The organism is Dorea sp. AF24-7LB (assembly GCF_003478575.1).
GTDB lineage: Bacteria > Bacillota > Clostridia > Lachnospirales > Lachnospiraceae > Dorea_D > Dorea_D hominis.
The window spans coordinates 19,893-38,301 of record NZ_QUFR01000015.1 but is presented as its reverse complement, the minus strand read 5'-3'; the positions used below and the strand labels follow the sequence as shown (position 1 = coordinate 38,301).

Below are 18,409 nucleotides of genomic sequence, written 5' to 3'. Positions count from 1 at the left end.
TGAATCATTTTATAATTTTATTTTATAAAATCGTTTTATATAATGTATTTACAGAATAGCCTACTTAAAGAAAATATACAATACTGTAAACTTCACAATCTTTTACCCTCGAATTTGTGAAATACTTACAATCTCAATCTGTCTCTGGACGATTGCGCTTTTATTATGTATACTTGTCTTATATCTTTTTATTAATTGATTTTGTAAAATAGGGGACTAGATTATGGATTTTTTCACACTTACAGATATAAAATTAAAGAATTTGTCGGATGTGTACTCATTTATTTACCAGCATCCGTCCTGCCCGAAGCAGATGATCGCAAATGAGCTGTGTATCAGTCTTCCAACGGTATCCCAACATTTGAACACACTTCTGGATGCTTCTCTTATCAAGACATGCGGAAGGCTGGATTCCACGGTCGGACGCCGTGCGGTTGCCTATCAGGTAGAAGCGCTTGCGCGTATTGCGATCGGGATCGAACTGCTACCGCACCGGGCGACGATTGTTGCACTTAATTTATATGGAAAGGTGATTGCACGCGAGAAGATTTCTCTGGATTTTGCACCGACAGATGATTATTTCATTTCTCTGAAGGATACCGTGCGGAACTTTATGAATACCAATCACTACAAAGAAGACACGGTGCTTGGCATCGGACTTGGTGTACAGGGACTGATTTCCCCGGATGGAGAAAGTTTTACTTATGGTGAGATCTTAAACAGTACCGGACTGCGTCTGGATACTTTTGCAAATGCATTTCGTTTTCCATGCAAACTCATTCACGATGCGGAATGTGCCTGCTACAGCGAGTTATGGGAGCGGCGTTCTCTGACTGATGCTATTTACATTTCTCTTGGGCAGCATCTGGGCGGCGCCGTGCTGATTGACGGAAAACTGCAGGTCGGCGCTACCGGAAAGAGCGGTACTTTCGAGCATATGACGCTCGTCCCGGACGGACTTACCTGTTACTGTGGCAAGAAAGGCTGCGCTGAATGTTATTGTTCCGGTCATGCTCTGTTAGGTTCTGATGCCGAAGATATCCATCAGGAACTGGAAACCTTCTTTGAAAAAAAAGCAGCCGGTGATTCCGACTGCCTGGCTCGTCTGGATCACTATCTTTCCGATGTTGCCGTACTGATCAACAACCTGCACATGGTTTTGGAAACACCGGTCATTCTAGGCGGACACATTGCGTCTTATTTCACCGATGAGGACCTCGATCTGATCCGTGAAAAGGTAGCCGCGCGCTCCACATTCGACAGCAATGTTACTTACATTCTCTCCGGCAAATGCAAAAAAGACGCCGTAGCAATCGGCGCCGCAGTTCCATATATTCAGAGTTTCACCGAGCAGTTTGTCGCTCATTTGAGGCAGGATATTTAAGTGGACTCCCGATAGACGGTTAATCCGCATACTTATGATTACAAAAGTAACCGCTTAGTTTGTCAGACTGGGGCGGTTATTTTTGTGGTTTATGATTATCCTTGCCGAATGTGTATCCAGCACAAAAGCAGGTGATGCCAAAGCTCACAACTGCAACTATTTTATATGATTAACTATATACAGCAAAAACGGCGTTAAATATCCAAGAAGCATGAAAGCTCCCCCTCCTATGAAGAATCCGATTCCTCCTGTTATAAGTGCTATACAAAAAAGTATTAATCCCGGTTTTAACATATACACGTACCTCCGATTCTTCTTCATACCTTAGTTTCCCCAGCGCATACTCCGCTTGTAACCTCTACATATATAGTAACCACAAAACTTCCCATTTTGTGACATAAAATGGGAAGTTTTGTGATTTTTGTGCATTTTATATAATTATGGAAATGTGCTGTTTCTTGCCAGGTTAATCCCAGCAAGGATCAAAAGCACTGCTAACGTGATAACCAATTAAATTATAAATATAGCACATTTTTATTTCAGATGATTTCCCAAATACACAATTGACGGTGCCAAGAAACCAATAATTGCGCCTCCCATCAATGCTGCATCTGTTAATTCTCCACCCGGGAGTCCTACTACAAGCATTCCAATACCAGCAGTAAAAATCGATACCACTAGCAATAACCATCCTTTCATTTTCTTCACCTCTTTATTTTTGAACTACCTTTTTATATGCTTCATCTCCACTTCTGCATACCAATTTCGGAGCAAAACTAATTGACGCACCTCCTCCGAACGATACTGACGGAGTTGGCGCAGCTGATACAACTATATGACCATAATTTGACGCAATACCTACCTGTGTTACCTTTTTTCCAATACTCCATGATGTTGTAATGCTGCCAGCCATAGCTACATTTTTATATCTTTTTTTATCTGTATCCCAGTTTTTTCCCATTGTAATTCGTGTAAATACACCTCTTCCAGCATCTTTAGTTTTTACAATTGCATTCTGAGAAGTTACCCCCTGGTCTTTATGTCCGTATTTATAATATTTAACCGTAGCACTTGAAGAATCCTTTGTAAAATTTTCACTGGTTGTCGTAGCCGCAATATCTGTTACTAATGCCGCTGGTTCCTTGCTCCATGACCATGTCATTTTTGTTTTTAAATCCGTTTGATCTTTTTTAGGCGTAAATTTTAAACAGCTTATCGTATACGTCACTTTTCCATAGTGTTCTTTTCCTTTCAATGGTTTTTTCAGTGCTATAATATCCGCTTCTGTAAACCCATTATTTTTCAATTCAACATTTGATGCTTTTTGAGCCGCTTTAAGCATATCGTATTCTGATACTTCTCTTGTATATGTATTTGCAGCAGCTTTAGCCGCGCTAAATACAATATCTTCATCAGATTCATTGTCACATATTTCGTTATCGTTTTCAAGCACTTCTTGATTATCTGATTCCTGTGCATATACCGTTGTGGAATTTACAGATGCTCCAAACACTAATGCCCCTGTCAATACGCCAATTAATGCTAACGATACAATTCTTTTCTTCATAACATTTTCTCCTTTTGTCTTTATTTTTCGGATCCGTTTTTGTTTTGTTTACAGTATCATTATTTTTTTAATTTGTCAATAAATTATTATTTTATATTTTTATTACTTTTTACCTATAGACTTAATTTCTCTTTTGCGTTATAGCATGAACAGGCAACAACTTAGGAGGACGACATGATGAAAAAATTTAAAAAGCAAAAGCTTACTAAAAAGCAACTGGAAATCATGAAGATCTTATGGAACAGTCCAACCCCTATGATTGCCTCTGATATTGAAAAGAGTAATCCTTCTTTGAACATCAATACCATACAGGCTTGTCTGCGGGCACTGATGAAAGCAGAATATATCAAAGTCGCAGATATTGTATATAGCGGAACCGTATTGACACGAAGCTATACACCATGTGTTTCAAAAGAAGAATATTTCAATGAATCATTCAGAGACATTGTTGGATCTTCCCCCTTCGCTCTCTTCGCTTCATTGATAGACGCGGAGACGGACGCCGAAGAATTAGAGCAATTAGAACAGTTAATTGCTAAGAAAAAAGAAGAACTGAAAAAGGAGCAATAAGCAATTTATGGAACTTTCTCTCGGACCATTTCTTACTTGTCTGACGACAAGTATGATTTTAACCGTGTATTTTTATTATGTTTTATATAGGAAAAAGACATTTTTTGCACAGGGAAAACGCTTTGTATTTATTGGAATCATATTGATTCTTCTGCGCATGGCAGTTCCCTTGAATTTTCCTTTTACTTACACACTTCGATCAGAACATATTTTGCCAACGTTAATCGGATTTCTATATGATACCACACCATTTCATGGATGGAGTATTTTAGATATCCTATATCGCATTGTTTTTATTGGTGCTGTTATTCAATTAATCCGGCTATTGATCAGCAAGATAAGATTGAATAACTATATAAAGGGATTTGAAGTAAAAGACACTGCCGAGTATCATCACTTATATGAACTGGCATCGCACTATACAACTGACAATATCCGCATTGCCGTGCTGCCGGATACTATTTCTCCGGCTATTACCGGACTTTGCACACCAACATTACTATTACCGGATATTTCTTTTACCGACACAGAACTGGAATATGTTTTCAAACACGAACTCATGCATTATAAAAAACATGATCTATGGATCACGTTACTGGTAGATGTCGTCTGCTGTATTCACTGGTGGAATCCATTGATCTATCTTCTAAAAAAAGAGTATACACTCTTTATGGAAGTTTCCAACGATCAGGCAATCCTGCAGAACAGCAGCCGAAAAGAACATATCCAATATGCCAATTTAATTGTGTCCACTGCAAAGACTGTACATTACAGGCAATGTGCACACCATGCATTATCCATGAACTTTGTTGGAAAGAGTCCATCTAATTTGCGAACACGAATCAAATTTATCACAACAGATTTTACTGATGAAAAACGAAAAAATATATCCCGAATTTTTCAGTCAGCATTTATCACTATATTGTTGATATTTTCTTTTGTATTCGTGACAGAGTTAGTTTTCCCAGATCCCGAAGGCGTTATGGCTATCACTTCAGAAAATGCTTACTTCATCCATCCCAAACATTCTTCAAATTATGATTTATATGTAGATGGAAAATATTTAACAACTTTAGATCATATCCCTGAGGAAATGACCGATTTTCAGATAAAGGAGCAATAAATATATGAAAAAAAGAGTCAAATTAATTCCAGTTTATCTATTAGTATTTAGCTTATTTGCACCATGTACTACGCAGGCTTCCACAAATATTACTCATTCCACTTATACGGCAACGCCTCAGAAAATCTCTATCTCTCCAAGACGTGGTGATGTTATCGAGTGGAGATATAAAACAGTAAATGGTGTTCTGTACAAGCGGAAATACAATAAAACGACTCATAAATGGATTGGCAAGTGGGTTAAGGCTTAGTAACTTCAATTCATCCTATTTTCAAAGACAGCTCCCCGATACACTACTGTACCGGGGAGCTGTTTAAAATTGCTTATTCATTTTATTTACTCATACCGCCGTCAAGTACTACGATCTGATTAGTTGCTACTCCGTAACCAAGCATTTTCTGATATGCTTCTGCTACGTCTTCGCCTTGTCCATCTCCGACAAGTACGAATACAGAGGTCTTTCCGGCTTTCTGCACTTCTTCTTTCAATGCACTTCCGTCATTTTCTTTTACAGATGCTGACACAGCTCCGTCGATATGACCTGCATCGTAATCTGCTTTTACACGAACATCCAGTACGTTACAGATCTTGATCTCTCCTGTCATTGCTGTTGTAAGTTGACTCTTTGTCATAGTCTGCACTGCTTCTCCTGTTTTCAATGTTCCCATTCCGATAAGATACTGTGGCGCTTCATATGGATTCTTTGCCATGGATGACCATTCCGGATCCATAGACCACTGTCCGCTTTCCAAGATATAGATGTCATCATTGTTGATTCCCATCAGACTTCTTGCGACTTTTACTCCAATTTGTGCAATTTCGCCACCATAATAGCAGATAAATACATGTTTTTTACCGTTTTCATTGGACAAGCCCACTTTCTTCAGATTCTCTACACATTGATCAGCTGCAAGGTAATCGTATTCATCAGACATCATCGGGGCACCAAGTGCGCTGATCACATGTGCTTTTGTATAAGAACCCATGTCCAGTCCGCTCTTATCTATGTTCTGGCGCACGTCGATCAATTCGTATTCGCTGTTACCGGATGCAAGTGACGTAAGTACATCTTTCGCTGTAACATACTGATATGCGCTGGATTTTACAGTAACCTGACACTCTTTTTTCTGGTCTTCTCCAGATACACTGATCACTGCTTTTCCTTCTCCTACCGGTGTGATCACACCCTTTTCTACAGTTGCAACTGCTTCATCGGAAGACTCCCATGTCAGCTTGTCTGTATCGATTCCACTTGCTGTTACTGTCGCTGTATATCCATCTTTTACATACAATGTTACTTCAGATTTATCAATTTTTAATTCCGGTTTCTCGTCAATCGGCGGTTTCGGCTCATCCGGTTTTGATGGCTTCTTCACCAGTTTCTTTGTCTTAAATGTCTTTGTCTTACTATATTTGCTGTACTTCTTGCCATTCAGACTGCGTACTTTTACAGAATACTTTGTATTTCCTTTCAGATTCTTTAATGTGACCGCTGTCTTTTTGGTTGTCACTTTCTTCCAGCTCTTTTTGCCCTTTGCTTTGTAAGCAACGCGGTATTTCTTCGCATTTTTTGCTTTCTTCCATTTTACTTTCACGGTTGCTGTCTTCGTGTTGCTGGTGCTCTTGTAGACTTTCACTGTCTTAGCCTTTACTGCTGCCGGTTTCTTCGCTGCTGCCTCACTGACATTTGGCAATAACATAGACAATGCTACTGCTATCATCAGTCCAAACATCAGCACTCGTTTTGCTTGATTTTTCAATACTTTTTCCTTCCTTTCCTTCTGGTTATAATGTTATTTTGCGCCAATAGTTCTTAGCTCCATTCTACAGAAGGTGTGGTTGGAAAACAAATTCGAAATTAATATAAGTATTATAGATAACTTATATAAAAAAAGTGTCGCAGTAACGATTTTTTTAATCGGTACTACGACACTATCTTTTCTAAAACATCTATTGCATCCGAAAGAAGCTGCCAGTGGCAGGTTTTGTGGGTGCTTCTTCACTTTATTTACTCATACCACCATCACAGCAGTCCTGTTTTCTCTTGAAATTCTTCCAGGGAGTCCGCTCTCGCGGCGACTTTCAACCAGCTTGTTAAAAACTGCAAATCTTTTTCTGATTCAATCCGGGTTTGAAGTGCTTCCGGTATATCGCCAAACTCCTGTAAGAGTTCCAGTAGAGAATCACGTATTCCGACAGCTTTGCCTTCACGCAGTCCAGCCGCTTCGCCATCTGCATATTCTTCCATGCGTATTAACCTTTCCCGCTTTTCCCATGTGTAATCCAGATGTGTCATTTTCTTTACTTCATCCTTTCTTCTCCTGAAAAAATCTTCCAATACATGATGATCTATACAATCATGTATCGCACTGTCAACTGCCTCTTCCAGATTCATTTGCTGTCTTTGATTCTCTCTTACTTTTTCCACAAAGTATGTATATCCCTCCAGCACTGTTGATTTCTTTTTCAACTTCTGATTATTTTCCGGATTGATATTATAAACCTTGCAGATGATCTCTATCTGTGGTTCCTGTGCTTTGTGGTAAAAAGAATCCGACAATCTCATTTCTTCGTATTCCGGTTTCTTTTGCATCCCATTATAAAATACAATAAAGTGCGGTGTCGGTATCTGTATTTGCCTTCTGCTGAATAAATCTTTGTCATTATCTTTCAACCAGTCTTCCAGCGCATTTTCTTTGCTTTCCATTAACATGGAAAACACATCGCTTTTGTACTCTCTGTTTTTTCTCATGAATTTCTCCCTTCTTTGATTATGAGTCCTTCACAAGAAATTTGTGCGGTCTTTTAAGTACCTCAAGGACTCCTGCTGCTATTAGTGAAATTTAAAAGCATGAATTCCTTTCAGATACTTTAGATATGAATAAGACACGCTTCAAAAGCGCAAAAGAAAAAGATGCTTTTATAGGAGTTTAGCACTATCAAAGCATCTTTTCAACTTATTTCACAACTTTTGTATGCAAATTTTATTATCAAAAAGAATGAATATATCATTCGTTCGGCAACCCCATCCGTCTTATTTCAGATTTTGCGGATCCCGTCCAAACGCTTTATAATATACAAATTTCTGCTGATTTTGTTTCACATATTCTTTTAATGTTTCAACTACACCACTCTCGACATCCATGTCCAATGTCTTTTGAACTGCCACATCATCTTTTCCATATATTTGTTCCAAGTCTTTCCGGTAATAGCCTCCACCTCTTGGACAGATAATTTTCTCCACTTTATAGCCATCTTTTGTTTCTTTTAGATATGCAACCGCTCTGTTTCCATCCGCATCTGACTCGTATAATGTCTTACCTGAAGTCACAAAGCCATACCAGTAAAATGTACCAATTATTTTAACCGTATCACCCTGCTTTTTTATACCTGTAATTTGAATAATCGGAAGCACCAATTCATATTGCTTTTCAGGCAATGTAGATTCTATATTCTTTCCATAATATACACTTCCTGCATATACTTTTGGATTTTCATAAAAGCAATTAATTAATGCCTGTTTCACTGAATTTTTATCCGCTGCATAATATTTTGGATAGTTTTTCTCTTCTGCATCCGGTTCCGTAGCAAAAACAGAAAGTTTATCTTTTGTTATCTTTTTCGTGTTCTGGTTTTGTCGATATATATACATCTGATACTTTGATGTACCGGCATTCTTTTTCAATACCAGGCAAGAGTTCTGGATTCCCCCATTTTTTACTTTCGTTCTCAAACATTTTTCACTGTAAATCTTTCCTTCAAATATTTTTTCTGCATTTGAAAATTGCTCCCAGGTTGTTTTATATCTTTGTGATTTCTTTCTTTGTTTTTCCAGATTTTCTGTAACTTTTTTTGTCTCGACCGGCGACAGCGAAGAAATTTCCTTCTTCTTTAAATTTCCCTTACACATACCAAGATCATAGCGATAATATTTTCCATATGGCTTCCCTTCTTGGCAATTGTAAATATACAAATTATCTCCATCAACAATAAATCTTGTCTTTAATGTCTCTGTACCGAAGAAATTACTTTGAATTTTATCAAGATCTATCGTCCCTTCTACCTGTCCTCTCTCCTGATCATAAATAACGACGCCAAATGTCCCTGCAAAAATAATTCTTTCTTTCGTATCTTCCAGAAGTTCCGGTGCGTAAGCAGTATCTACTTTCACATGATAGTCCGTCATCTTCTGCACTACATGTTGACTGTCTTTATCCACTTTCCAGAAATTTGCAAGAACCTCCATCATTTTTCCACCATTCATACTGTCAATGGCTCCTAAAATTCCGACTGCAAGCACCAAAAATGCTGCCGCTTTTAGAAAAAACTTCCTGTAATATCCTTTTTCCTTTGTTCTTTTCCTATTTTCCGATTTTATCATCCGTCCCACTGTTGGTTCATCTATCTGTTTTTCTATTTTATTCCATATATCTTCCTGCACCTGCGCTGAAGGCTCTAACAGCAAAAATGCTTTTTTTATCTGATTCTTATTCATCTGCCCATACTTCATATTTCTTCCTCCTTTCTCGTTTCTAACATCATTTTTAACTGTTTTCTTGCTGCTGATAATCTGGATTGTATCGTGCTTTCTTTTATTCCGGTCATAGCACTGATTTCCTTTACTGAATATTCTTCATAGTAATAAAAATACAATACTTCCCTATACTTTTCCGGAAGCTTTTGAACCTTTTCCAACAAGCAATATTCTTCTTTTTGTTCCTGTGGAATTTGTTGCAAATCCGGCTCGCGATCTGCTCTTCTTTTAAACCAACCACTCTTTAATATATCCAGACATGTATGTTTTGTTGTACGAAGAAGCCACGCACGAATGTGTACTTCATTTGCAAATTCCGGCTCCTTCTCCCACATTTTCAAAAATATATCCTGAACCGCATCCCCTGCATCACTCTCATTTTTCAGGTACAACATACACAACCGATACACCATGCCATTATATTCTTCATACATACGATAGAATTTGTCTTTTGTCCATTCCAATATCTTTCCACCTCCTTTTTGTTTTCACTTTATATACGAATAAGAGGGACGGAATATCCAAAAATTATATAGTTTTGGCTTCTCATATATAAAAGAAGCTGTAAAAAAACCGCCTATGGTTTTCCATAAGCGGTGTCTGTCTTATTTTTTATTATCTCTCGTTATCGTATTTAACGAATGCGTCTACCTTCGGCTGTGATGAGCATCCCGGTACGAATTCGTTGCCAAGGAATGCATCTACAAGAAGTTCTCTTACTTTATTTCCTGTTGTGAAAGCTCCCATACAAGCGATATTAGCATCGTTGCTCAGTCTTGCTCTCTGTGCTGAATATACATCAGAGATCAGTGCTGCATATGCACCTTTAACTTTATTAGCTGCGATAGATACTCCAATACCTGTTCCGCAGATCAGAATACCACGATCATATTCTTTTGCTGCAACTGCTTCTGCAACTTTAACTGCTGTATGTGCGTAAATCGGGTCTTCGCTTCCGAAGTCTGTAACTTCTCCGTATCCTTTAGATTCGATATACTTGATAACTTCCTCTTTTGCTGCCTGTGCGTTTGGATCGCATCCGATTGCAATTTTCATGGTTCATTCCTCCTATATAATACGTAAATTTCTTATAAAATTATTCTAGCATTATCGATTGTTTTTGTCTACTTTCGTTTACTTTCGTTTCGAAATTCTTTCCATTTTCAGCAATCTTTACCAAATATTTTTACAAATCTATTAAAAAGAGCCCTCTTAACATCATTTCCTCCTACGTATTGCTAAGAGTCTTTTATATATCCACTCATCAAATACAATCTTCTGCAGCTTTCTACGCTTCATACCGTATCAGCCTCTGCACATCTTCCAGAGTTTCACGCTCGCCGCTTGCAAGCAGGGAAAATAACACTGCTCCATATGCCGCTTCTTCTGCGTATTTCGGGATACGAAGTTTCATCCGGAAACGATCGCTTGCAATCTTCTGCAACAGTGGGTTTTTGCGAATTCCATTTCCGCTTCCAACAAAGTGACTGCCATCTTTCAGCTTCTCCGGCAGTACATTATAAAACTGATACAGCTCTTCGCACAGTCCTCGAAGTACACCGTACGCCAGATCTCCCGGATGGAAGGTATCTACTGTCAGCCCGGTAATACTTCCGGTCAGTGCCGGATTCTCACGACTTCCATTGAATCTTGTATCGACTGTCAATGTTTTCTCTTTTTCTGCAGCTTCTCCTGCGATCCGGTTCATGATACTGTAAATATCTTTCGGGCAGCCTACGCCTGCCAGTGCATAGATTTCCTCAAAAAATCGTTTCACAAGATTGTAGGAATATCCACCACACAAAGAAGAGCCTGCCATCAGATAGGAACCTTTCAAATATGGGCGGCACTCGATTCCATCTGCTTTTATCAACTCTTCGCTGTAAACAGATACCTGTCCGCCGGTTCCTACATTTAACAATACTTTGCAGTCCTGATTGACAGAACCTAAGAAACTTGCCTGGTTATCTCCAAATGCAACTGCGACCGGGATTGTTTTCCCCGCATATGCCGGATATTTCTCCATATCTGCTGTATAAGCCCCGCATATCGTGCTTGTTGTTGCTACTTCCGGAAGTAATTCCGGGTTCATACCGGCTTTTTCTACCGACGTGCGGTCGAAATCTCCGGCTTCCATATTGTAAAGTCCGAGACTTGCCGCCATTGTCTGATGCATCTTCGGTCTCTTCTCACCTGCCAGAGACATTGCAACATAATCCGGGATCGTGCAAAATGACTTTGCTTCTTCCGGTACAAGTCCGTGTTTTGTATTGTAATAATTGGTTGTCAGTCCAAATCCGGATGCCATGTGATAGCCGGTTATTTTAGATAACTCAGCGGCATATGTCATACAAACATTTCCTGATTCGCCAGTCTCTGCGTTGTCTGCCACTTTGTTTCCGCTATCTATATTTCCAGAATCACCCATCTCTGAATTGTCTGCCACTTTGCTTTCAGTATCTGTATTTCCCATGCCCTCAGAATCCACTACTGGTTGTTTCTTCTGGATATCAGCACATACTAAATCTCCTCTGCCGTCCTGCCATGTATACAGCGGACTGACTGCCACGCCATTTTCATCTACATAGACAATTCCGTGCATCTGTCCGGTTACGCCAATGCTCACAATATCTTCCTGTTCGGAAAGATACTCTTCTAATATATTTTTGCATTTCACAAGAATTTTACCTGCATCCTGTGTGCGTTCGTATGTATGTACACTCTCTATCACAGAGTCATTGGTAAGCGTCTTCGCATCCAAAAGTTCTCCTGTCTTCGCGTCTACAAGCACTCCACATACGGTTGTTGTTCCGATATCTAATCCTATTGCTTTCATCTTCCTGCCTTCCCTTTTTCCAAACCGATCTGACGATTATCTTCTGAATTTTTATATAGCATGCGCCCCGATAGTAACCTGTCGGAGCGCATATGAAAATCTTATATTCAATCTGTAAATTCTACACTAACTGTTTATTTTCCGTTATTATTCTTCGTAGTTTGGATGAAGGATGACTTTCAGTGTGCCCGGACCTCCCTTGGCAGCCAGCGCAATTCCTTTATCGTAATCATCCAGTGGCATTTCATGTGTAACAAGTTCTTTTACCTGTACTTTTCCAGCCTCAAGATATTCCAGTGCACGCCCGAAGCAGTGTGTCTGTGCCCATGTCGGGATCAGCTGGATCTCGTGGAGATACCAGTACTCTGGATCAATTGCCCATTTTGCACCTGCGTGCGGCATTGCAAACATCATGAATTTTGCACCCATTTTTCCGAATTTGATCATGCTTTCCATTACATCTACATTTGCAGTTGTATCAACAAGAATATCAAATCCTTCCGGAGCGATTTCTCTTAATTTAGCTTCGTGTTTGCTTGGATCGTTACGATCCATAAGGATTGTCTCTTTACATCCATATTTCTTCAGGATATCCAGTTTGTCCTGGCTTGGTCCGCATACTACAACACGATTTGCGTTAGAGTGCATCAGCAGCTGTGTCATGATGATTCCTGTCGGTCCGCATCCATATACAAGAACGTCATCACCGAATTTCACCTGGATACGGTCCATGGAATGTACCGCACATGCAGTCGGTTCTGCGAAAATTGCCTCGTTGAAAGACAAGTTATCGCTGATCGGGAATACTTTATCTGCATTCACTGCTACATACTCAGCGAATCCTCCAGGGCCGTTGCATCCCAGTGAGTAGAAATTTTTGCAATATAATGGCTCGTCTTTTCTGCAGTAGTAGCAGTCTCCACACAGTACTGTGTTATCTGCTGTTACTCTGTCTCCAACTTTAAATGTGTCTACATGCTCACCGACTTTGTATACATATCCGGCAAATTCATGTCCGTTTAACAGTGGGAACTCTGCAAGGAATCCACCTGCTGCAAGTGCTACGTCTGCGCCTTTACAAATACCGCAAGACATAACTTTGATCAGTACCTGATGTGGTCCGATCTCCGGTACCGGAACCTGTTTTACTTCGCAATGACCTGGTTTGTCATATACGTTTGCTTTCATCATGTCCATAGTAACTTCTCCTTTGCTGTCGCCTTTGTCGATTGAATTATTGTTTGTAGTTTATTTTTTTAAGGCGATTGCCTGTTTTGCTTTTTCTACAATCTTCTCCGGTGTTAAACCATATTTTACCATCAGTGCTTCTGCAGTTCCGGAATGTCCGAATACATCTTCTACACCATGTTTCACAACCGGTACCGGGCAGCTTTCTGTAACGACTTCTGCTACTGCTGCGCCAAGTCCGCCGATAACATTGTGCTCTTCTGTTGTTACAATTGCACCCGTTTCTTTGGCTGCTTTGATGATAATGTCTTTGTCAATCGGTTTGATCGTATGCAGGTCGATCACACGGGCTTTGATTCCTTCTGCTGCGAGAAGATCTGCTGCTTTTAATGCTTCCTGAACCATCAGACCTGTTGCGATGATTGTTACATCATCTCCGTCCTTTAACTGTGCACCCTTGCCAAGTTCAAATTTATATCCCGGAATAGAGTCAGTTATATTTTCAACTCCGGAACGTCCCAGTCTTAAATAGCACGGTCCGTCATAATCGATCATTGCTTTTACAACTTCTCTTGTCTCATTTGCATCACATGGACAGATAACTGTCATTCCCGGGATGGTGCGCATCAGACTTAAGTCTTCGATACACTGATGAGTTGCTCCATCTTCTCCTACAGAAAGTCCTGCATGTGTTCCGACAACTTTTACATTAAGTCCCGGATATGCAATGGAGTTTCTTACCTGATCGTAAATTCTTCCTGCTGCAAACATTGCAAATGTATGGATAAATGCTGTCTTTCCGCAGGATGCTGCTCCTGCTGCCATACCTGCCATGTTACACTCTGCGATACCTGCGTTGAAGAATCTCTCCGGATACTTCTGTGCAAAATAGCAGGACATTGTACAAATTGTAAGATCCGCATCAAATACCATGATGTTCTCATCTGCTCCGAATTCACACAGAGCTCTTCCATAGGCTTCTCTTGTTGCTATTACTTCTCCCATAATTACACCTCCAATGATGCAGCCTGTGCATCTAATTCTTTGAATGCCTGTTCAAACTGTTCCGGTGTCGGTGTGCTTCCATGGAATTTTACATTGTTTTCCATGAAGGAAACACCTTTTCCTTTTACAGTCTTTGCTACGATAACCGTCGGAGCACCTTTTGTCTCTTTTGCTTTGTCAATTGCATCTGCAATCTGTGCATAATCGTGTCCGTCGATTGTAAGTACATTCCACTTGAAGGCTTTGAATTTATCTTCAATCGGATATGGTGACATTACTTCTTCAATGGTTCCGTCAATCTGCAGATTGTTGTTATCTACGAATACGGTCAGGTTGTCCAGTCCGTAATTTCCGGCTGCCATAGCTGCCTCCCAGATCTGTCCTTCCTGAATCTCGCCATCTCCTAATGCTGCATATACACGATAATCTTTCTTATCCACTTTTCCGCACAGAGCCATTCCGATTGCTGCGGATAAGCCCTGTCCAAGGGAACCTGCTGACATATCTACACCAGGTACCTTTGTCATCTCTACGTGTCCGGAGAGATAACTGTCTACATTTCTGAATGTTTTCAGATCTTCTACCGGGAAGAATCCACGAAGTGCCAATGTCGCGTACATAGTCGGTGTACAATGACCTTTTGACAGTACAAATCTGTCTCTGTCGGGATCTTTAGGCTGCTCCGGGTTGATGTTCATTTTTTCCCAATATAAAACTGTCAAAATATCTGCCACTGAAAAGGATCCACCTACGTGTCCTGAATGAGCGGCTTCGATTGCTTCTAATGCTGTTCTGCGGACATTTACTGCCTTCGCAGCCAGCTCCTGCACTCTTTTTTCTTCCATTGTTTTAGACCTCCGTCATTGTTTTCTTAGCTTTTTTAGCTATATCGCCATGCAGCGGGGCTAACGACTGCACGGCGAAAGCATCATTGAAATAAAATATTTGAGTAATTACTCTTGTTTAGCAGATGGTAAATCCACCATCGATCACAAGATTTGCTCCGTTTACGAGGCTGGATGCGTCACTTGCAAGGAATACTGCGCATGCTGCCACTTCTTCCGGATAACCAAATCTATGTGCCGGAATTTTCTTTTTAAATTCTACTCCACGTTCATTATTCCAGTTTTCTTCTCCCATCGGAGTCAGGATAATTGTTGGAGAGATTGCATTTACATTAATGTTGTACTGTGCCAGTTCCATAGCGAACTGTTTTGTAGCATAGATTACAGCAGCTTTACAACATCCGTAGGTCAGATGTCCGTCAAGTGCAACAACTCCTGCCTGGGAACCCATGTTGATGATCTTTCCGCCGCCCTGTTCTTTCATAACTTTTGCAGCAGCACGTCCAAATCTTACTGTTCCTGTCAGGTTGATGCTAAGTGTCTTATCCCAGAGATCTTCCTCATGATCCAGAACACTCTGTACAACACCGATTCCTGCGCAGTTTACAAGAATATCCAGTCTTCCGAATGTCTCAACTGTCTTTGCCACACAGTCATCAATATCTGCAGTTTTTGTAATGTTTCCAACATATGCGAGATAGCCTACGCCCTGCTCCTTCATGTAATCGTCAAGGTCATCTGCCTTGTTCATGTCAAAGCTTACTACGTTAGCGCCTTTTCTTGCATACATTTTTGCAATCTCATATCCGATACCACTAGCTGCACCAGTTACAATTGCTGTCTTGCCTTCCAGACTGAAATCTTCATTAAAATTTCTATAGTCTACCATCATAAACCTCCATTTTGCTGTGTTAATCTGTTTTTTATAATACCCACGGATTGCTACGTGCGTTGCACTCCCGCAATCCTACCCACTATTCGCATATCGTGGGATTAATATCCCACTTTTATGCGAATAGTGGGACAGGTCCCAAGGTCTGTCCGCCACATATGATCTAGCTCACGTGGCGACCGACCTTTTTACCTTGGTATTACATTATTTGATCTTAATTACAGCTTTTACTACATCGTCCTTGTTATTGATTGCACAGTCAAATGCTTCCTGAATGTTATCGAAATCAAATTCATGTGTAACGATTCCGGATACATCGATCAGGCCATCAGAGATAGCTGCGATTGCCTGTGGGTAGATGTTTCTGTAACGGAATACAGATTTGATTTCCGGCTCTTTGTCCATGATCTGAGCAAAGTTAAATTCAACCGTTTCCTGAGCAGAAATACCAACTAATACGATTGTTCCGCCTCTCTTAACCATGAATGGAGTCTCTTTGATTGTAAATGGAGATCCTGCTGTTTCCATAACTTTGTCAACACCGGCTCCGTTTGTGATCTTCTTAACTTCTTCGATAGCATCTACTTCTTTTCCGTTGATCACACGTGTAGCTCCTAATTTCATAGCATAGTCCAGACGTTTTGGAATTACGTCAACAACTGTGATATCTGTAGCACCGTGTGCTTTACAAGCAAGTAATGTTACAAGTCCGATACAACCTGCTCCAAGAATTACTACAGAGTCTCCAAGCTGTACATTTCCCTGGTTAGCTGCGTGCATACCTACTGATAATGGCTCAACAAGTGCACCTTCTTTTGTGCTGATGTTGTCCGGAAGTTTGAAGCACATGTTCTCCGGGAATGCGATGTAGTTCTCATAGCATCCCTGTACCGGTGGTGTTGCAAGGAACTGTACATCCGGGCAAAGGTTGTAACGTCCTGATTTACAGAATTCACACTGTCCGCATGTGATTCCCGGCTCCAGAGCTACTCTGTCTCCGACTTTCAGGTTCTCTACACCTTCTCCAAGTTCTACAACTGTTCCGGCACACTCATGTCCAAGCATGAAGTCTCCATCTACTACATAGCTTCCGCATCTTCCATCATGGAAATAATGTACATCAGAACCACAGATTCCTACATATTCCAGTTCAACCAGAACTTCTTTCTCTTTCGGTGTTGGCATTGGAATATCACGGATTTCCATTTTATCCAGGTCTGTCATAAATGCTCCTCTGTTTTTCATTTCACGTATCTCCTTTCAATCTGTTAAAAATTTCTCGAACTATTTTTTGAAAATAATAACTGGCAAGCCGATATTTGACCTGCCAGTTATGTCTACTCTTACAATATACTTTTTCTCACTGACATTGATTAAGTCATTAATCTAATTCTGTGATTAATTTTTCATACGTTCAAATTATTCTTTAATCTGTCCGTTGTCTTTGTACATCTGGATGTATTCGTCAACATTGTCAGATGTGATAAGTGGTGCAGGAACGTTGTCGTTGATGTCAGTAACTTTCTTCTTACCTGTTAATACATCATGCATAGCTTCTGTATTCATCTTAGCAAGGTCGATAGCTGACTGAAGTCCTGTAGATGTCATCTTACCTTCTTTGATAAGTAAGCAAGCCTCTGCAGTTCCGTCTACACCATATGCCTGCATGTTTTTGTATTTAGCGTTATCTTTAACTGCTTCGATTGCTCCAGCTGCCATGTTGTCGTTCATAGAGATAACAGCGTCAATCTTTCCATAAGCCTGTACCCAGTCTTCCATGAGCTGCATAGCTTCGTCTTTGTTCCAGTTAGCGATATCTTCTGCTAAGATCTTAACATCAGATCTCTTGTCGAAGAATTCTTTCTTCCATGCTTCTCTTCTCTTTGTGCTGTGGAAGTTTCCTGCAGGTCCCTGAAGAACTACAACTTTAGCGTTTTTCGGGATCTTCTTAAGAGCCAGTTCACAGTTTACTTTTGCCTGCTCGTATGGATCAGCATCTACAGATCCTGTTCCTTCACACTCAACACGTGGGTTTGTTGTGATACATGGGATGTCAGCTTCTACGATCTGCTGAATGTATGGGAGCTGAGCTTCTCCATTGTTAGCCTGAACAATAATTCCGTCATATCCGTTTGCGATACAGTTCTCAATGATAGAGTTCTCTTTCTCGTCGTTAGCTTCTCCATCGAATACCTCTAATGACATGTCCCCTGTTTTCTTGAATGCTGCTCTCATCTCGTCAGCTAACCAAGCTGCGAAAGAGTCTTCCTGAGCTCTTGCGATATAAGCTACTTTGTAGCCGTCTTTTTTGTCACTCTTAGAGTCTTTTTTGCTGTCGGATGAGCTACATCCTACTGCCATTGTAGATACCATTGCTGCGCAAAGGATAGCGCTGATTACTTTCTTTTTCATAGATTGAAATCCTCCTTATTTGGTTTATATTGTAAAAGTTCTGCAACTTGTGC

Annotated in this window: 18 protein-coding genes; 4 read left to right on the top strand and 14 right to left on the bottom strand. The window is 40.3% G+C overall.

Annotation, left to right across the window (positions count from 1 at the left end; all coding sequences use genetic code 11):
- Positions 1 to 223: 223 nt before the first annotated feature.
- Entirely contained in the window at positions 224 to 1,384 is a 1,161-nt protein-coding gene (locus tag DWY31_RS12475) for an ROK family transcriptional regulator (RefSeq protein WP_118520775.1), read from the top strand.
- Between the two features lie 534 nt (positions 1,385 to 1,918).
- Here the strand turns inward: DWY31_RS12475 and DWY31_RS13960 are convergent.
- Both DWY31_RS13960 and DWY31_RS12470 read right to left on the bottom strand, forming a co-directional pair.
- Positions 1,919 to 2,083: a hypothetical protein gene (locus DWY31_RS13960; protein WP_021860271.1), complete on the bottom strand. Its 165-nt coding sequence runs from the start codon at positions 2,081 to 2,083 to the stop codon at positions 1,919 to 1,921.
- Positions 2,084 to 2,096: 13 nt separating this feature from the next.
- On the bottom strand, positions 2,097 to 2,951 hold the full coding sequence (locus DWY31_RS12470; RefSeq protein WP_117538513.1) for a hypothetical protein: 855 nt from the start codon (positions 2,949 to 2,951) through the stop codon (positions 2,097 to 2,099).
- 174 nt (positions 2,952 to 3,125) lie between these two features.
- On the opposite strand from DWY31_RS12470, the gene DWY31_RS12465 reads away from it, so the two are divergent.
- The 3 genes from DWY31_RS12465 to DWY31_RS12455 are packed head-to-tail and all read left to right on the top strand — an operon-like array spanning position 3,126 to position 4,894.
- Positions 3,126 to 3,521 carry a BlaI/MecI/CopY family transcriptional regulator gene (locus DWY31_RS12465; RefSeq protein WP_242993006.1) on the top strand — a complete coding sequence of 132 codons (396 nt, stop codon included), beginning with the start codon at positions 3,126 to 3,128 and terminating at the stop codon, positions 3,519 to 3,521.
- 7 nt (positions 3,522 to 3,528) lie between these two features.
- Positions 3,529 to 4,644: a M56 family metallopeptidase gene (locus DWY31_RS12460; RefSeq protein ID WP_117538511.1), complete on the top strand. Its 1,116-nt coding sequence runs from the start codon at positions 3,529 to 3,531 to the stop codon at positions 4,642 to 4,644.
- 4 nt (positions 4,645 to 4,648) lie between these two features.
- Positions 4,649 to 4,894 (top strand): hypothetical protein, encoded by a 246-nt coding sequence (locus tag DWY31_RS12455; RefSeq protein WP_117538510.1) that lies wholly within the window; start codon positions 4,649 to 4,651, stop codon positions 4,892 to 4,894.
- 82 nt (positions 4,895 to 4,976) lie between these two features.
- Here DWY31_RS12455 and DWY31_RS12450 read toward each other — a convergent pair whose 3' ends face one another.
- From DWY31_RS12450 to DWY31_RS12395, 12 genes are all read right to left on the bottom strand, one after another.
- Complete coding sequence (locus DWY31_RS12450) at positions 4,977 to 6,404, bottom strand: rhodanese-like domain-containing protein (protein WP_118520773.1); 1,428 nt, start codon at positions 6,402 to 6,404, stop codon at positions 4,977 to 4,979.
- 263 nt (positions 6,405 to 6,667) lie between these two features.
- Complete coding sequence (locus DWY31_RS12445; protein ID WP_118520771.1) at positions 6,668 to 7,396, bottom strand: hypothetical protein; 729 nt, start codon at positions 7,394 to 7,396, stop codon at positions 6,668 to 6,670.
- A 282-nt stretch (positions 7,397 to 7,678) separates the two neighbouring features.
- Positions 7,679 to 9,154, bottom strand: a complete 1,476-nt coding sequence (locus DWY31_RS12440; RefSeq protein ID WP_118520769.1) for a hypothetical protein — start codon at positions 9,152 to 9,154, stop codon at positions 7,679 to 7,681.
- Positions 9,151 to 9,642, bottom strand: coding sequence for an RNA polymerase sigma factor (locus DWY31_RS12435; protein ID WP_118520767.1), 492 nt, complete (start codon positions 9,640 to 9,642; stop codon positions 9,151 to 9,153). Before DWY31_RS12435 ends, DWY31_RS12440 begins: the two co-directional genes overlap by 4 nt.
- 151 nt (positions 9,643 to 9,793) lie before the next feature.
- Positions 9,794 to 10,234: an RpiB/LacA/LacB family sugar-phosphate isomerase gene (locus tag DWY31_RS12430; protein ID WP_021860281.1), complete on the bottom strand. Its 441-nt coding sequence runs from the start codon at positions 10,232 to 10,234 to the stop codon at positions 9,794 to 9,796.
- Positions 10,235 to 10,466: 232 nt separating this feature from the next.
- Positions 10,467 to 12,014, bottom strand: a complete 1,548-nt coding sequence (locus DWY31_RS12425) for a sedoheptulokinase (protein WP_118520765.1) — start codon at positions 12,012 to 12,014, stop codon at positions 10,467 to 10,469.
- Between the two features lie 147 nt (positions 12,015 to 12,161).
- Positions 12,162 to 13,211, bottom strand: coding sequence for a zinc-dependent alcohol dehydrogenase family protein (locus tag DWY31_RS12420; RefSeq protein WP_117538504.1), 1,050 nt, complete (start codon positions 13,209 to 13,211; stop codon positions 12,162 to 12,164).
- Positions 13,212 to 13,262: 51 nt separating this feature from the next.
- Complete coding sequence (locus tag DWY31_RS12415) at positions 13,263 to 14,207, bottom strand: transketolase family protein (RefSeq protein WP_117538503.1); 945 nt, start codon at positions 14,205 to 14,207, stop codon at positions 13,263 to 13,265.
- Positions 14,208 to 14,209: 2 nt separating this feature from the next.
- On the bottom strand, positions 14,210 to 15,052 hold the full coding sequence (locus DWY31_RS12410) for a transketolase (protein ID WP_118520763.1): 843 nt from the start codon (positions 15,050 to 15,052) through the stop codon (positions 14,210 to 14,212).
- A gap of 118 nt (positions 15,053 to 15,170) precedes the next feature.
- Entirely contained in the window at positions 15,171 to 15,941 is a 771-nt protein-coding gene (locus DWY31_RS12405; RefSeq protein ID WP_021860286.1) for a GolD/DthD family dehydrogenase, read from the bottom strand.
- Between the two features lie 207 nt (positions 15,942 to 16,148).
- Positions 16,149 to 17,189, bottom strand: coding sequence for an NAD(P)-dependent alcohol dehydrogenase (locus DWY31_RS12400; RefSeq protein ID WP_117538501.1), 1,041 nt, complete (start codon positions 17,187 to 17,189; stop codon positions 16,149 to 16,151).
- Between the two features lie 174 nt (positions 17,190 to 17,363).
- Positions 17,364 to 18,356, bottom strand: a complete 993-nt coding sequence (locus DWY31_RS12395; protein ID WP_117538500.1) for a sugar ABC transporter substrate-binding protein — start codon at positions 18,354 to 18,356, stop codon at positions 17,364 to 17,366.
- Between the last annotated feature and the right edge of the window lie 53 nt (positions 18,357 to 18,409).

Coding starts and splice junctions, on each gene's coding strand:
- DWY31_RS12400 (WP_117538501.1), bottom strand. CDS start 17,189: ATGAAAAACAGAGGAGCATTTATGACAGACCTGGATAAAATGGAAATC.
- DWY31_RS12410 (WP_118520763.1), bottom strand. CDS start 15,052: ATGGAAGAAAAAAGAGTGCAGGAGCTGGCTGCGAAGGCAGTAAATGTC.
- DWY31_RS13960 (WP_021860271.1), bottom strand. CDS start 2,083: ATGAAAGGATGGTTATTGCTAGTGGTATCGATTTTTACTGCTGGTATT.
- DWY31_RS12475 (WP_118520775.1), top strand. CDS start 224: ATGGATTTTTTCACACTTACAGATATAAAATTAAAGAATTTGTCGGAT.
- DWY31_RS12440 (WP_118520769.1), bottom strand. CDS start 9,154: ATGAAGTATGGGCAGATGAATAAGAATCAGATAAAAAAAGCATTTTTG.
- DWY31_RS12405 (WP_021860286.1), bottom strand. CDS start 15,941: ATGGTAGACTATAGAAATTTTAATGAAGATTTCAGTCTGGAAGGCAAG.
- DWY31_RS12425 (WP_118520765.1), bottom strand. CDS start 12,014: ATGAAAGCAATAGGATTAGATATCGGAACAACAACCGTATGTGGAGTG.
- DWY31_RS12430 (WP_021860281.1), bottom strand. CDS start 10,234: ATGAAAATTGCAATCGGATGCGATCCAAACGCACAGGCAGCAAAAGAG.
- DWY31_RS12420 (WP_117538504.1), bottom strand. CDS start 13,211: ATGGACATGATGAAAGCAAACGTATATGACAAACCAGGTCATTGCGAA.
- DWY31_RS12415 (WP_117538503.1), bottom strand. CDS start 14,207: ATGGGAGAAGTAATAGCAACAAGAGAAGCCTATGGAAGAGCTCTGTGT.
- DWY31_RS12455 (WP_117538510.1), top strand. CDS start 4,649: ATGAAAAAAAGAGTCAAATTAATTCCAGTTTATCTATTAGTATTTAGC.
- DWY31_RS12460 (WP_117538511.1), top strand. CDS start 3,529: ATGGAACTTTCTCTCGGACCATTTCTTACTTGTCTGACGACAAGTATG.
- DWY31_RS12395 (WP_117538500.1), bottom strand. CDS start 18,356: ATGAAAAAGAAAGTAATCAGCGCTATCCTTTGCGCAGCAATGGTATCT.
- DWY31_RS12465 (WP_242993006.1), top strand. CDS start 3,126: ATGATGAAAAAATTTAAAAAGCAAAAGCTTACTAAAAAGCAACTGGAA.
- DWY31_RS12445 (WP_118520771.1), bottom strand. CDS start 7,396: ATGAGAAAAAACAGAGAGTACAAAAGCGATGTGTTTTCCATGTTAATG.
- DWY31_RS12470 (WP_117538513.1), bottom strand. CDS start 2,951: ATGAAGAAAAGAATTGTATCGTTAGCATTAATTGGCGTATTGACAGGG.